14 protein-coding genes are annotated in these 13,231 nt (G+C 68.5%); 8 read left to right on the forward strand and 6 right to left on the reverse strand.

The features are described from left to right. Positions 1-711: 711 nt before the first annotated feature. Entirely contained in the window at positions 712-1,005 is a 294-nt protein-coding gene (locus AC07NC_RS14850) for a hypothetical protein (RefSeq protein ID WP_008260443.1), read from the forward strand. On the opposite strand, the gene AC07NC_RS14855 is transcribed toward AC07NC_RS14850, so the two are convergent. After that, positions 989-1,789: a class I SAM-dependent methyltransferase gene (locus tag AC07NC_RS14855; protein WP_494569988.1), complete on the reverse strand. Its 801-nt coding sequence runs from the start codon at positions 1,787-1,789 to the stop codon at positions 989-991. The genes AC07NC_RS14850 and AC07NC_RS14855 overlap by 17 nt on opposite strands. A gap of 165 nt (positions 1,790-1,954) precedes the next feature. Here AC07NC_RS14855 and hemB point away from each other — a divergent pair, with 165 nt between their 5' ends. Genes hemB through AC07NC_RS14875 form a run of 4 tightly spaced genes read left to right on the forward strand, consistent with a single transcriptional unit; the run spans position 1,955 to position 5,306 of the window. Then, positions 1,955-2,953 (forward strand): porphobilinogen synthase, encoded by a 999-nt coding sequence (hemB, locus tag AC07NC_RS14860; protein WP_040349585.1) that lies wholly within the window; start codon positions 1,955-1,957, stop codon positions 2,951-2,953. Then, entirely contained in the window at positions 2,953-3,522 is a 570-nt protein-coding gene (locus AC07NC_RS14865) for a GNAT family N-acetyltransferase (protein ID WP_494569989.1), read from the forward strand. Before hemB ends, AC07NC_RS14865 begins: the two co-directional genes overlap by 1 nt. After that, the gene (locus AC07NC_RS14870) at positions 3,519-3,917 is read left to right on the forward strand and encodes a hypothetical protein (protein ID WP_494569990.1); all 399 of its coding nucleotides are present in this window, start codon (positions 3,519-3,521) and stop codon (positions 3,915-3,917) included. The genes AC07NC_RS14865 and AC07NC_RS14870 overlap by 4 nt, the downstream gene beginning before the upstream one ends. Before the next feature lie 51 nt (positions 3,918-3,968). Beyond that, positions 3,969-5,306 carry a hypothetical protein gene (locus AC07NC_RS14875; RefSeq protein ID WP_494569991.1) on the forward strand — a complete coding sequence of 446 codons (1,338 nt, stop codon included), beginning with the start codon at positions 3,969-3,971 and terminating at the stop codon, positions 5,304-5,306. A 4-nt stretch (positions 5,307-5,310) separates the two neighbouring features. Here the strand turns inward: AC07NC_RS14875 and AC07NC_RS14880 are convergent, their stop codons facing one another. The 4 genes from AC07NC_RS14880 to tpiA form a co-directional block, all read right to left on the reverse strand. Continuing rightward, positions 5,311-5,472 (reverse strand): hypothetical protein, encoded by a 162-nt coding sequence (locus AC07NC_RS14880; RefSeq protein ID WP_008258848.1) that lies wholly within the window; start codon positions 5,470-5,472, stop codon positions 5,311-5,313. A 115-nt stretch (positions 5,473-5,587) separates the two neighbouring features. Beyond that, positions 5,588-7,240: a CTP synthase gene (pyrG, locus tag AC07NC_RS14885; protein WP_494569992.1), complete on the reverse strand. Its 1,653-nt coding sequence runs from the start codon at positions 7,238-7,240 to the stop codon at positions 5,588-5,590. A gap of 123 nt (positions 7,241-7,363) precedes the next feature. Beyond that, complete coding sequence (gene secG / locus AC07NC_RS14890) at positions 7,364-7,810, reverse strand: preprotein translocase subunit SecG (protein ID WP_494569993.1); 447 nt, start codon at positions 7,808-7,810, stop codon at positions 7,364-7,366. Positions 7,811-7,886: 76 nt separating this feature from the next. Beyond that, positions 7,887-8,636 carry a triose-phosphate isomerase gene (gene tpiA, locus AC07NC_RS14895; protein ID WP_154726159.1) on the reverse strand — a complete coding sequence of 250 codons (750 nt, stop codon included), beginning with the start codon at positions 8,634-8,636 and terminating at the stop codon, positions 7,887-7,889. 138 nt (positions 8,637-8,774) lie between these two features. Here tpiA and AC07NC_RS14900 point away from each other — a divergent pair, with 138 nt between their 5' ends. Beyond that, a complete protein-coding gene (locus AC07NC_RS14900) occupies positions 8,775-10,682 on the forward strand; it encodes a peptidylprolyl isomerase (protein ID WP_494569994.1) in 1,908 nt (635 codons plus the stop codon). Next, the gene (gene trpE / locus AC07NC_RS14905; RefSeq protein ID WP_494569995.1) at positions 10,679-12,211 is read left to right on the forward strand and encodes an anthranilate synthase component I; all 1,533 of its coding nucleotides are present in this window, start codon (positions 10,679-10,681) and stop codon (positions 12,209-12,211) included. Before AC07NC_RS14900 ends, trpE begins: the two co-directional genes overlap by 4 nt. A gap of 120 nt (positions 12,212-12,331) precedes the next feature. Here the strand turns inward: trpE and AC07NC_RS14910 are convergent, their stop codons facing one another. After that, positions 12,332-12,538, reverse strand: a complete 207-nt coding sequence (locus AC07NC_RS14910; protein WP_035307384.1) for a hypothetical protein — start codon at positions 12,536-12,538, stop codon at positions 12,332-12,334. Between the two features lie 88 nt (positions 12,539-12,626). Between AC07NC_RS14910 and AC07NC_RS14915 the strand changes: the two genes are divergently transcribed. Continuing rightward, positions 12,627-13,217 (forward strand): anthranilate synthase component II, encoded by a 591-nt coding sequence (locus tag AC07NC_RS14915; protein ID WP_008259403.1) that lies wholly within the window; start codon positions 12,627-12,629, stop codon positions 13,215-13,217. Positions 13,218-13,231 lie beyond the last annotated feature (14 nt).

The raw sequence follows: 13,231 nt of genomic DNA on the forward strand, positions 1-13,231 counted from the left end.
AACATCAGGCGGGCGTCCCGGATCAGGGGAAATCTAACCGATCAGCGACAAACAAGGACCGGCGGGAGCGTCAGCGAACGCCAGGTGGGGGCGAGTCGGCGCCAGACGCGGCCGTGGCCATCTCCACCGCCGCGGTCGCCCCCGCCTGGTCGCTAGCGCGACCTGTCCTCTCCCCGCGCCTTCGCGCGCGGAGAGGGGGGCCAACACCCACAATGACGCTGGTCTGAATCGAACGATTTCAAAGCCCTAAAAGAATCTCGACCCTATTTGCCCGCCATACCCGCCGGCGCCCGTATCATCCTCCCATCCCCGCCGATGGGGAGGGCGTCGGATCCAGCGCCCTGACGGCGGCGGGGTTGTGGTCGAGCGATGAAGCCGGCGGGAAGGAGACCGCCGGGGTCCTTAGGGGCGGCGATGGATGCCGTCTCCTGCTCGCCGCACGCTTAGGAAAGCGAACCGCTGTCGATCTACGTCGACATGTCCGCCCCGGCGAAGCCGTCGCAAGGCGGCCCGCCGATCCGGCAAGGCTCGAAGAATAGGGCCGCCAGCCGGAGCGCGTGTGGAAAACGGCCTCTCGGGACGACGCCTGCGCCGAAACGGTAAAAACATATCCACTCCGGGCGCAGTCCCGGCGTCCCGAGCCCTCCCCGAACTTCGCTGGTCCGCCGCGAAGACAGAGCCAATTCACCCGAGCCCCGGAAGGAGCCTCCGATGCGCCCTCGCCGTCCGTCTAGCGCCCGCCATGACGACGCCTTCGTCTATACGCTTCAGCGACATCGGCTGGAGCTGATCGCCTCGGGCGAGGCCGAACCCCTGACGGAGCGCGAACGCCTGTTCCTGCGGCAGGTCAAGGCCCGTCGCCGTCCGGCCTATGCCGACTATATCGTCCCCGGCCCGCTTCTCCGGGCCGAGACCGGCGCCCTCAGACGGGCGCGGGAGGCGCGGGAGGCGAGCGCCCGCTCGACCGACGCTCCCGAACCTGAAGACCTCAGCCCGGCTTTCTGAAGCGATAGACGAATTGATCGGTCTTGCCGCGAATGGCGGCGTCGAAGACGTTCAGGCTGTGGTCGTCGGCCGGATTGGCCACGGCCGCGCTCTCGCCCTCAAAGACGAAGCCCGCCGCCTCGACCTCGCGCTTCAGATAGTCGCCCTCGATCCGGTGCAGGGTCTGGACCGCCGAGATCCCGGTCCCCGCCGCCGCCTGGTGGTCGATCAGGATATAGCGGCCGCCGGGCTTCAGCGCCGCGAACACGGCCGCGTTCATCCGGGCCACATCGGTGTTGAAACCGGGGATATGGAAGTCGTGATATTCCTGGCTCATGAAGACCATGTCCAGCGGCTCAGCATAGGTCATGGAATCCAGCAGGCCGTTGACCCGCGTCACATTGGGATAGGCGGCGACCAGGGCGTCGGCCATCGGGTTCTCGCGCGCCATGGTCCGCTCGGGCACGAAGGCGTAGACCCGGCCCGTCGGCCCGACCACGTCCGAAAACAGCCGCGTGAAATAGCCGGCGCCGGGGCGCACATCGGCCACCTTGTCGCCCGGCGCCAGCTGGGCGAAGGCCAGGATCTCGGCCGGATGACGCAGGGGATCGCGCGCCACTTCTTCGGCCGGGCGTTTCGGATCAGCCACCGCATCCGTATAAAGCGAGACATAGGCCGGGGCGGCCAGAGGCGCGCTGTCCACGACCACCGTCCGCTCGCCGCCCTCCGACGCGATGATGATGCAGCCGGACAGCCCCGCCGCCAGGGCCAGAACCGCCGCGCCCGCCGCCAATCGCTTCATCATCGCCGTCTCCCTGATTTCGTCGCGCCTGATTTCGTTGCGATAGGCTCGCATTTCGTCGCTCCGCGCAAGCCGGTATCACGCGCGAAACGATCTGACGCATCACGCGATTTGCGCCTCCGCCCCGGCGGCGCTAGTCCGTCGCCAGGTTTTCAAGGTCATCCGTCCATGCTTCCCTATCAGCCCGCCCCCTTCCCGCTCGCCCGTCCCCGGCGTCTGCGCGCCAGCCCTTGGGTGCGCCGTCTGGTCGCCGAGACCGTCCTGACCCCGGCCGACCTGATCTGGCCCCTTATCGTCCACGACGGCGCCGAGGACCGCGTGCCGGTCGCCTCCATGCCCGGCGTCTTCCGCCTGTCGCCCAAGGCGGCCGCCGCAGCGGCGGTCGAAGCGCGCGACCTGGGCATTCCGATGCTGGCCCTGTTCCCGAACGTGGACGGCGCCATCAAGGACGCGGTCGGCACGGGGGCGACCGATCCCGACGGCCTGATCCCCGACTGCATCAAGGCCATCAAGGACGCCGCGCCGGAGATCGGCGTCATGACCGACGTCGCTTTGGACTGCTACACCGACCACGGCCACGACGGGGTGCTGGAAGGCGACCGCATCGTCAACGACGCCTCGCTGGATCGGCTGGCCGAACAGGCCTTCATCCACGCCCACGCCGGCGCCGACGTGGTCGCCCCGTCGGACATGATGGACGGCCGTATCCAGGCGGTGCGCGAGGCGCTGGAGGCCAACGGCTTCCACGACACCCTGATCCTGTCCTATGCGGCCAAGTTCGCCTCGGCCTTCTACGGCCCTTACCGCGACGCCGTAGGCTCCTCGACTGCGTTGAGGGGCGACAAGAAGACCTATCAGATGGACTACGCCAACTCGGACGAGGCCCTGAAGGAGGTCGCCATGGACCTGTCGGAAGGCGCCGACGCGGTCATGGTCAAGCCGGGCATGCCCTATCTCGACATCGTCCGCCGCGTGTCCGAGACCTTCCGCGTCCCGACCTTCGCCTATCAGGTGTCGGGCGAGTACGCGATGATGCAGGCCTCCATCGCCAACGGCTGGCTGGATCACGACCGCGCCGTTCTGGAGACCCTACACGGGTTCAAGCGCGCCGGTTGCGCGGGCGTCCTGACCTATTTCGCGCCCCAGGCCGCGCGGCTGCTGGGCTGATGAGCGCCGCCGTCCAGATCCGCGAGGCGACCCCGGCCGACATGGCGGCGATCACCGCCATCTATGCCGAAAGCGTCGCCAACGGACGCGGCACCTTCGAGCTGGAGCCGCCGGACGCGATCGAGATGACGGCCCGGTTCGCCGCCGTCCAGGCCCTGGGCCTGCCCCGCCTGGTCGCCGAGATCGACGGCGCCGTGGTCGGCTACGCCTACGCCGGCCCGTTCCGCACCCGCCAAGCCTATCGCTACATGGTCGAAGACTCGATCTATGTCGCGCCGGATGCCCGCGGCCGCGGCGTCGCCGGCGCCTTGCTGGACGCTCTGATCCTCGCCTGCGAAGCCCTGGGCCTGCGCCAGATGGTCGCCGTGATCGGCGATTCCGACAACGCCGGCTCCATCGCCCTGCACCGCGCCCGCGGCTTCGCCGACGCCGGCGTGTTCAAGGCGGCGGGCTGGAAACACGACGACTGGCGCGACGTCGTCTTCATGCAACGCGAACTGGGCGCCGGCGGCCAGACCCCGCCGGACGCGCCGGGCCTGCCCCTGGTCGACAAGAAGCCGGTGCGGTGAATGACACGGGCGATACATTGCGGCGCCGGGCTGCTGCGCCTATCCTTGGCGTCGTGAAGATCGTCTCGTCCCTTCTGCTGCTGATCGGCGCCCTGGCGGTGCTGACCCTGGGCGCCCTCGGCGTCTCGGCGTCGCCCGCCATGGCCGAGGCGCCGTGTCATGAGGCCAGCCACGCCGCCCCGGACCAGACGCCGGATCACTCGGGCAAGCCCCCCGGCAAGCCGATGAAGGCCATGGCCTGCTGCGTCGCCTGCGTGGCGGCGCCGAACCTCGACCCCGCCTCAGATTCCGCCCCGACCGTCGCCCCGGCCCGCCTCACCGCCCCGCTGTTCAACGTCCCGGCCGGGCTCCTGCTCTCGCCCGAACCCGGCCCGCCCCGCCTCCTGATCGCCTGAGCCCTGCGCCGTTCGCGGCGCCTTCAGTAACGATCATTCCAGGAGGCCTTCATGGCTCCCCATACCCTCGTCGGCGCCCTCGCCGGCGTCTCCCTGCTCGCCCTCGCTCAGGTGGCTACGGCGCAGGACCATTCACACCACCAAGCGGCGCCGGCCGCCGATCCTCACGCCGGCCACGACATGGCCGACATGCCGGCCGCCTCACACGCCCCGGCACACGCCATGACCAGCCCCTACGGCCCCTGGCCCATGAGCCGGGACGCCTCGGGCACCAGCTGGCAGCCCGACTCCGGCGAACACGCCGGCATCCACACCATCCGAGGCGACTGGACGGTGATGACCCACGCCCTGCTGAACCTGACCTACGATACCCAGTCCGGGCCCCGCGGCGGCGACAAGACCTTCGTCTCGGGCATGCTGATGAGCACGGCTCGCCGCGACTTCGACGACGGTTCAACCCTGAACCTGCGCGCCATGCTCAGCCCCGACCCCCTGATGGGCAAGTCCGGCTACCCGCTGCTGCTGGCGGCCGGCGAGACGGCGAACGGCGTCGATCCCCTGGTCGACCGCCAGCATCCGCACGACTTCTTCATGGAGCTGTCGGCCAGCTATTCGAAACGCCTGTCGGAAAAGGACAGCCTCTACGGCTACATCGGCCTGCCCGGCGAGCCGGCCTTCGGCCCGCCCGCCTTCATGCACCGGATGAGCGCGATGGACAGTCCCGAGGCGCCCATCACCCACCACTGGCTGGACTCGACCCATATCGTCTTCGGCGTCACCACCCTGGGCTGGGCCCACGACCGCTTCAAGATCGAGACCTCGGCCTTCAAGGGCCGCGAACCCGACGAGGAACGCTGGGGCATAGATTCGCCGAAACTCGACAGCTGGTCGGTCCGTGGCTCCTGGAATCCGACGGCCGACTGGTCCTTCCAGGCCTCCTACGCCGACGTCTCCGCCCCGGAACAGCTGGAGCCCGACGAGGACGAAACCAAATGGTCGGCCAGCGCGATCCATACCCGCCGCCTGGGCGAGACCGGCTGGTGGTCCTCGACCCTGGCCTGGGGGCGCAAGACCAACAGTCACGACGAATCCAAGGACGGCTGGCTGCTGGAATCCGCCGTCCATCCGAACGACCGCTGGACCGTCTTCGCCCGCGCCGAACGGATCGAGACGGACGAACTGGTCCCCGGAGACCACGGCGGCCACGGCCCGCTCTACACCGTCGGCAAGGCCTCGCTGGGCGCCGTCCGCGACTGGCGGATCGCCCCCCGCGTCCGCCTCGGCCTCGGCGCCCTCTATGCGGTGAACCGCGTGCCGGACGCGCTGGAGCCGATCTACGGCGGCGATCCGGACGGCGGAATGATCTTCATGCGCCTGAAGATCGACTGACGGATCAGGCCCGTCCGGTTTCGGCCGGGCGGGCCGACGACGGCGTCCCCATGTGCCGCACGGCCTCGTAGCCGAGCGCGACTGCAGACACGGCGATCACGAGCCCCCCTGCGATCAGCAGCAGGCGAAAATGCCGGTGCAGGTGATAGAGCAACTCGCCGATCATCGATCGTTCGTGTCCCGTCAGGTCGTGCCAATTCGATCCGTTCAGGCAGTTTACTGCAAAAGGCGGACCCATAGTAATCGCAGGTCCGTGAACGCGGTTTGATCTCAGGCCTTGATCAGACCAGACGGCTCTGAACCACGGCGGCGCCGATGAAGCTGGCGAACAGCGGGTGCGGCGCGAACGGTCGGCTCTTCAGTTCAGGGTGATACTGGACGCCGATGAACCAGGGATGGTCCGGCCGCTCCACCGTCTCGGGCAGAACCCCGTCCGGCGACAGTCCGGCGAAGACCAGGCCGGCCTTCTGCTCGACCGCCTCGCGATAGTTGATATTGACTTCGTAGCGGTGGCGGTGTCGTTCGCTGATGGCGGTGGAACCGTAGATCTCGGCGATCTTGGAGCCTTCGGCCAGGGTCGAATCATAGGCGCCCAGCCGCATGGTGCCGCCCAGGTCGCCGCCCTGCTGGCGCAGGACGCGCTGATTGCCTTGCGTCCATTCGGTCATCAGGCCCACGACCGGCTCGGCGGTCGGACCGAACTCCGTGGACGAGGCCTTGGGATAGCCGGCCAGGTTCCGCGCCGCCTCGATCACAGCCATCTGCATGCCGAAACAGATGCCGAAATAGGGAATGTTGCGCTCGCGGGCGAACCGCGCCGCCTCGATCTTGCCTTCCGAGCCCCGCTCGCCGAAGCCGCCCGGCACCAGAACGGCGTGGGCGCCCTGCAGCCGCTCCTCGCAGGCCTCCGGGTCGCCCTCGAAGGTGTCGGCCTCGACCCAGTCGATATTGACCTTGACGTTATTGGCGACCCCGCCGTGGTGCAGGGCCTCGATCAGGGACTTATAGGCGTCCTTCAGAACCGTGTACTTGCCGACCACCGCGATGGTGACCTCGCCGTCCGGGTGCAGACGGCGGCGTGCGATCTCCTGCCAGCGCGTCAGGTCGGGTTCCGGCGCATCCTCTATGCCGAAATGGGCCAGGACTTCGCGGTCCAGGCCTTCGCGATGGTAGTCCAGCGGGACGGCGTAGATGTCGGCCGAGTCCATCGCCTGGATCACGCCGCTTTCGCGCACATTGCAGAACAGGCCGATCTTGCGCTTTTCCTCGGGCGGGATCGGGAATTCACAGCGGCACAGCAGGATGTCCGGCTGGATGCCGATGGAGCGCAGTTCCTTGACCGAGTGCTGGGTCGGCTTGGTCTTCATCTCGCCGGCCGTCTTGATGAACGGCAACAGGGTCAGATGGACGAAGCAGGACCGGCCGCGCGGCAGATCCTGCCCCAGCTGGCGGATGGCCTCGAAGAAGGGCAGCCCCTCGATGTCGCCGACCGTGCCGCCGATCTCGACCAGGACGAAGTCCACATCCTCGCCGTCGTCAGTCAGGGCCGGGGTCAGGCAGAAGGACTTGATCTGGTCCGTGACGTGCGGAATCACCTGGACGGTCGCGCCCAGATAGTCGCCGCGACGCTCCTTCTCCAGGATGGTCGAATAGATCCGGCCCGTGGTGATATTGTCGGACTTGGCCGCCGACACCCCGGTGAACCGCTCGTAGTGACCCAGGTCCAGGTCGGTCTCGGCGCCGTCGTCGGTCACGAAGACCTCGCCGTGCTGGTACGGGCTCATCGTGCCCGGATCGACGTTCAGATAGGGATCGAGCTTGCGAAGCCGGACCTTGTAGCCGCGCGCTTGCAAAAGAGCGCCGAGAGCGGCGGAGGCGAGGCCTTTTCCTAGCGAGGAAACCACGCCGCCGGTGATGAACACATAGCGAGCCATGGGCGGACACCTTACTCCATGATTCGCGAACGACGCATGGGCCGCCGCGAATCGAACTGTTGATCAAAAGAAGAAAGCGCGCCCTGCGGCGCGCTTTCGGAAGTCGGGTCGGTCGCCTGCCCGTTACTGGGCGGGCTGCTGGGCCGGAGTGGACGCCGGCGACCGGGCTGCCGAGGCGGACGGCAGGCTGGCTTCCAGATCGTCCAGCGACGGCGCGGTCGGCTGGGCGGGCGCGGCCGGCTGCTGTTGCTGGGCCGGTTGTTGCGTCTGGGTCTGCGGCGTCGTGGCCAGAGAGCCCACGGCGTCGGCGTCGATCACCGAGACCGAGGCGCGGTCCATATTGCCGACCACGGTCAAGACGATGGTCAGGCCGAACAGCAGGGCCGCCAGCACCCAGGTGATCTTGGTCAGCAGATTGCCGGCGCCCCGCGCCGTCATGAAGCCCGAAGGACCGCCGCCCATGCCCAGGGCGCCGCCCTCGGACCGCTGCAGCAGCACGACGCCCGTCAGTGAGACGGCGACCAGGATGATGGCGACGAGCAGGATGGTCTGGAGCATGGCGTCATTCATGTGGGCGCGGAGCTGCGCCGATCAAGCGGCGGCCTCTATCACCGAAGCCGCCGGGGGGCAAACCGGAAGCGGCCCGTCAGGCGGCGTGGACGATCTTCAGGAAATCATCGGCCTTCAGCGAGGCGCCCCCGACCAGGGCGCCGCCCACTTCGGGCACGGCCAGAATCTCGGCCGCATTGTCAGGTTTGACCGAGCCGCCGTACAGGATGGGCGCGCGGCGGGCGGGCTCGCCTAGGCGCTGGATCATGGCGGTCCGTATGGCGGCGTGAACCTCCGCGATCTGTTCCAGAGTGGGCGTCAGGCCCGTGCCGATGGCCCACACCGGCTCATAGGCGACTGCAAAGTCACGCTCGGACAAACCGTCCGGCAGGGAGCCTGCGATCTGGGCGCTGACGACGGCGACCGCCTGGCCCGCTTCATGTTGCTCCAGGGTCTCGCCGACGCAGACGATCGGCTCCAGACCGGCCGCCATGGCCGCCTCGACCTTGGCGGCGACGTCTGCGTCTGTTTCCCCGAAGGCCGCCCGTCGCTCGGAATGGCCCAGAATCACCAGGGTGGCGCCGGCGTCCGCCAGCATGTCCGCCGACACCGACCCCGTGAAGGCGCCCGACGCCTTTTCGTGGCAATCCTGCCCCCCCACTTCGACCGCGCTGTCCGCCAGGACGCGGCGCAGCCGATCCGTCAGGGTGGCGGGCGGGCACAGGGCGATGCGGCATGAGGGCGGCGCCCCCGCCAGGCCTTCCTTCAAAGCCAGGGCCTCGGATACGTCTGCGGAGACGCCGTGCATTTTCCAGTTGCCGACGATCAACTTCACGGATTGTTTCATGCCCCCTGTCTAGGGGCCTCAAACCGGCAAGCCAAGAGGGCGCGCCGCAATCTGGCCATCACGCCGTCCTTGCGGGGGCGCGCCTGCCCCGACTATACGCCGGGTGACGCCAACGTCGGCAAGTCTACGGGTCTTCGAATGATCACCGCCTTCCGCGCCTTCTCGCGCTCCAAGTGGGCCGCCGCCCTGCTCGTCCTGATCGCCATCAGTTTCGTGATCGTGGGCGCGCGGATGGATGTCTTCGCCAACCTGGGCCCGAAACATGTGATCGACGCCGGCGACCGTTCGATGAACGAGGCCGAGTTCAGCGCCGCCTTCGGGCGTGTGCGCGAAAACATCCAGCAACAGGCCGGTCGTCCCGTGACCAACGAGGACCTGATCGCGGAAAACATCCACACCCGCTTCCTGGACAGCCAGACCGAACAGCTCGGCTTCCTGAACTGGGCCTGGAAAGCGGGCATCCGCCCCGGCAAGGAGCTGATCGTCAAGCAGATCCGCCAGATCCCCGCCTTCTTCAACTCGGTCACGGGCCAGTTCGATCAGCAGGCCTATGAGAGCGCCCTGGCGCAACAGAACCTGACCCCCGCCATGCTGGAGCAGGACCTGCGCGACCAATATGCGACGGAGCATTTCGGCGCCGCCATCTTCGCCGGCGCCCGTGCGCCGCGCATCTACGGCGCCCTGCTGGCCGGCGCCGCCTTCGAGACCCGCGACGGTCGCTGGTTCGAGGTCACGCCCGCCATGGCCGGCGAATTCCCCCCCCCGACCGACGCCCAGCTGAACGCCTTCATTCAGGAAAACGCCGCACGTCTGCGCGCGCCGGAGTTCCGCATGGTGTCCGTCGTCCTGTTCACGCCGGACCCGGGCGCCGCCCCCGTCGTGTCGGATGAGCGCATCCGCGAACGTTTCGAGTTCAAGAAGGACAGCCTGAGCAAGCCCGAGACCCGCACCTTCGTGACCCTGACCGCGCCCAGCCGCGACGTCGCCCAGAAGATCGCCGCCGCCTTGCGCGCCGGCCAGTCGCCCGCCGATGTCGGCCGCGCCAACAGCATCCAGCCTGCGAACTTCAACGCCACGCCCCGCGCCGCCGTCGGCGACGCGGCCACCGCCGCCGCCGTGTTCGGCCTGCAAGTCAACCAGGTCTCTGACCCGGTCCAGGCCGGCGTCGGCTTCGCCGTCGCCAAGGTCACCGCCATCCAGCCCGGTCAGCCCGCGACCCTGGAAAACTCGCGTGAACAGATCGTCGCGGAACTGCGCGCCGAGGACGTCAAGGGCCAGACCTACGCCAAGGTCGAGAAGTACGAAGCCGCCCGCACCGCAGGCAAGAACCTGGCCGACGCCGCCCGCGAGGCCGGCGGCCGCGTCATCGACCTGCCCCCCTTCACCAAGGACGGCAAACTGCCCAACGGCCAGGCCCTGAACGCCCCCCCGCAAGTCTTCGAGACGGCCTGGAGCCTGACCAAGGGCGGTGAAAGCGACGTGATCGACGCCGGCCAGGGCCAGTATTTCGCCGTCCGCGTGAACGACATCCGTCCCTCGGCCCTGCCGACCCTGGCCGAAGTCCGCGCGCCTCTGGCCGCCCAGTGGACCCAGCGCGAAATCTCGCGCCGTCTTGCCGCCAAGGCTGAAGAGCTGGCGAGCCGCGTCCGCCAGGGCCAGGACATCGCCGCCGTGGCCCGTTCGGTGAACGCGTCCCTGACCGTCCGCACCGGCGTGGTCCGCGACCAGGCCACCCAGGAATCGCTGGGCCAGGGCGTGCTTCAGGGCCTGTTCGGTCAGGCCAAGGGCCAGGTCTTCTCCCAACCGGGCGAAGGCGGTTATCTGGTTGGCCGCGTCGATGGCGTCCACGCCGCCAATCCGGCCGTCGCCGGTCCTCTGGCTGAACAGGCCCGTCCGCGCATCACCCAGGAACTGGTCCAGGCCATGGTCCAGACCGAGATGACCGCCGGCGCCCAGCGCTCCAAGGCCAAGAACGACGTCGCCCTGGCGCGTCAGGCCCTGGGCCTGTCCGCCGAGCCGACCGCTCCCGCCGCACCGGCGCAATGACCACGGCCGGCCAAGACGCCTCGGGTTTCAACGGGGCCGACTACGACGCCTTCGCCGCCGGCCTTTCGGCCGGTCGGCCGCAGGTGCTGGTCCGGCGCGTCATCGACGACCTTGAGACGCCGGTTTCGGCCTATCTGAAACTGGGTCGCCATCGCCCCTACGCCTGTCTGCTGGAATCCGTCGAAGGCGGCGCCGTGAAGGGCCGCTATTCGATCCTGACGCTGGACCCGGACGTGGTCTGGCGTTGCCGGGCGAACGCGGCGGAACTGGCGCGTGGCCCGGCGGTGGTCGAGGGGCGTTTCATCGCCGAGCCCCTGCCCACGCTTCAGTCCCTGCGCGCCCTGATCGCCGCGTCGAAGTTCGACCTGCCGCAGGACCTCCCGCCCATGGCCGCCGGTCTGTTCGGCGTCTTCGGCTATGACATGGTGCGCCTGCTCGAGCCGCTGGGCGAGCCCAATCCGGATCCGCTGGATCTGCCGGACGCCGTGCTCACCCGTCCTTCCCTGGTCGCCATCTTCGATTCCGTCGGGCAGGAGATCATCCTGGTCTCGGCCGCCTATCCCGACGCCGGCGCCCCGCCGCGTGAGGCTTTCGACGCCGCCGTCGCCCGGCTGGACGCCTTCGAGACGGGCCTGCGCGAGCCGCTTCCGGTGCGCGCCGCGCCGCAGCCGACGCCCGCCCCCACCTTCGTCTCGCCCGTGGATGAGGTCGGCTTCGGCGAGATGGTGGCCAGGGCCAAGGACTACATCGCCGCCGGCGACATCTTCCAGGTCGTGCTCAGCCACCGCTTCTCGGCCCCCTGGACCGAAGATCCCTTCGCCTTCTACCGCTCGCTGCGTCGCCAGAACCCGTCGCCCTATCTCTTCTATCTGAACTTCGAGGGCTTCCAGCTGGCCGGGTCCAGCCCGGAGATCCTGGTTCGGCTGAAGGACGGCCAGGTCACAATCCGCCCGCTGGCCGGAACCCGCATGCGCGGCGCCACGCCCGAGGCGGACAAGGCCCTGGAGGTCGAACTGCTGGCCGATCCCAAGGAGCGGGCCGAACATCTGATGCTGCTGGACCTGGGCCGCAACGACGTCGGCCGCGTCGCCGCGCCGGGCACGGTCGAAGTGACTGAGAGCTTCGTCGTCGAACGCTACAGCCAGGTCATGCACATCGTCTCCAATGTGCGCGGCAAGGCCGATCCGAAGCTGGACGCCGTCGACACCCTGCTGGCGGCCCTTCCCGCCGGCACCCTGTCAGGCGCGCCCAAGGTGCGGGCCATGGAAGTGATCGATGAGCTGGAGACCGAAAAGCGCGGCGTCGGCTACGGCGGCGGCGTCGGTTATATTTCGGCCGGGGGCGAGGCGGACATCTGCATCACCCTGCGCACCGCCCTGTTCGCTGATGATCAGATCTTCGTCCAGGCCGGCGCCGGCGTGGTCGCCGACAGCGATCCTGCGGCCGAATACGCCGAGACCCGGCATAAGGCCCGCGCCCCCATGCGGGCCGCCGACGACGCCTGGCGCTTCCGCACCGGCAATCGCTAGAGCATGATCGTTTCGGACGGAACCGCGTAGCGGTTCCGGCAGAAGCGTGAATCATGCTCTCGCTTCAATCTGGAGCCTGATTCACGGCATCAGCGGAATTCCTCCTCAGCCGATCAGGCTCTAAGGCCCGTAGGTCGCCGGGGGTTCGTCAAAGCGGACGCCCGGCCCCAACACGACGACCCCGGCCATGACGACGGCCGCCGTGGCGGCCAGGGCGGCGGCGCCCAAAGCCGCATAGGGGCTGATCGGCTTGGGTTCGACCACGACCAGCTTCGCCTTGGCGGCGGCGATCTTGTCGGCGATGTCTTTTTCGGCGCTGAGTTTCACGACCCCCATCTGCCCCCGCCAATGTTAAGATGCGCTTTAACGCCGCGCACGCTTGGCGCGGCGGCTTGTCACGCCTAGAAGCCAGATCATGATCCTCGTCGTCGATAACTACGACAGCTTTACCTACAACCTCGTCCACTACCTCGCGGAGTTGGGCGCGCCGACCCATGTGGTGCGCAACGACGACCTGACGGCGGACGAGGCCTGGGCGCTGAACCCCGCCGCCGTTCTGCTTTCGCCGGGCCCCTGCGCGCCCGATCAAGCCGGCATCTGCCTGCCGCTGATCGAAAGCGCCCCGGCCTCCATGCCGATCCTCGGCGTCTGCCTGGGCCACCAGGCCATCGGCCAGGCCTTCGGCGGCGACGTGATCCGCGCCAAGACCCTGATGCACGGCAAGACTTCGCCGATCCTGCACGACGGCAAGAGCGTCTTCGCCGGCCTGCCCTCGCCCTTCACCGCCACCCGCTATCATTCGCTGGCCGTGAAGCGCGAAACCCTGCCTGACTGTCTGGAAGTGACCGCCTGGACCGCCGACGGCGAGATCATGGGGCTCCAGCACCGCAGCCGCCCGATCCATGGCGTCCAGTTCCACCCGGAATCCATCGCCACCGAACACGGCCACGACATGCTGGCCAACTTCCTCGAGATCGCCGGCGTGAAGCGCCTCGCGGCCGCCTGATCGTGGCGGCCTGA

Source organism: Brevundimonas sp. GW821-FHT10A07 (assembly GCF_059415785.1).

What these genes read in the sequence shown, in the direction of transcription:
- AC07NC_RS14850 (WP_008260443.1), top strand. Translation starts at nt 712, where the DNA reads ATGCGCCCTCGCCGTCCGTCTAGCGCCCGCCATGACGACGCCTTCGTC.
- AC07NC_RS14855 (WP_494569988.1), bottom strand. Translation starts at nt 1,789, where the DNA reads ATGATGAAGCGATTGGCGGCGGGCGCGGCGGTTCTGGCCCTGGCGGCG.
- hemB (WP_040349585.1), top strand. Translation starts at nt 1,955, where the DNA reads ATGCTTCCCTATCAGCCCGCCCCCTTCCCGCTCGCCCGTCCCCGGCGT.
- AC07NC_RS14865 (WP_494569989.1), top strand. Translation starts at nt 2,953, where the DNA reads ATGAGCGCCGCCGTCCAGATCCGCGAGGCGACCCCGGCCGACATGGCG.
- AC07NC_RS14875 (WP_494569991.1), top strand. Translation starts at nt 3,969, where the DNA reads ATGGCTCCCCATACCCTCGTCGGCGCCCTCGCCGGCGTCTCCCTGCTC.
- AC07NC_RS14880 (WP_008258848.1), bottom strand. Translation starts at nt 5,472, where the DNA reads ATGATCGGCGAGTTGCTCTATCACCTGCACCGGCATTTTCGCCTGCTG.
- pyrG (WP_494569992.1), bottom strand. Translation starts at nt 7,240, where the DNA reads ATGGCTCGCTATGTGTTCATCACCGGCGGCGTGGTTTCCTCGCTAGGA.
- secG (WP_494569993.1), bottom strand. Translation starts at nt 7,810, where the DNA reads ATGAATGACGCCATGCTCCAGACCATCCTGCTCGTCGCCATCATCCTG.
- tpiA (WP_154726159.1), bottom strand. Translation starts at nt 8,636, where the DNA reads ATGAAACAATCCGTGAAGTTGATCGTCGGCAACTGGAAAATGCACGGC.
- AC07NC_RS14900 (WP_494569994.1), top strand. Translation starts at nt 8,775, where the DNA reads ATGATCACCGCCTTCCGCGCCTTCTCGCGCTCCAAGTGGGCCGCCGCC.
- trpE (WP_494569995.1), top strand. Translation starts at nt 10,679, where the DNA reads ATGACCACGGCCGGCCAAGACGCCTCGGGTTTCAACGGGGCCGACTAC.
- AC07NC_RS14915 (WP_008259403.1), top strand. Translation starts at nt 12,627, where the DNA reads ATGATCCTCGTCGTCGATAACTACGACAGCTTTACCTACAACCTCGTC.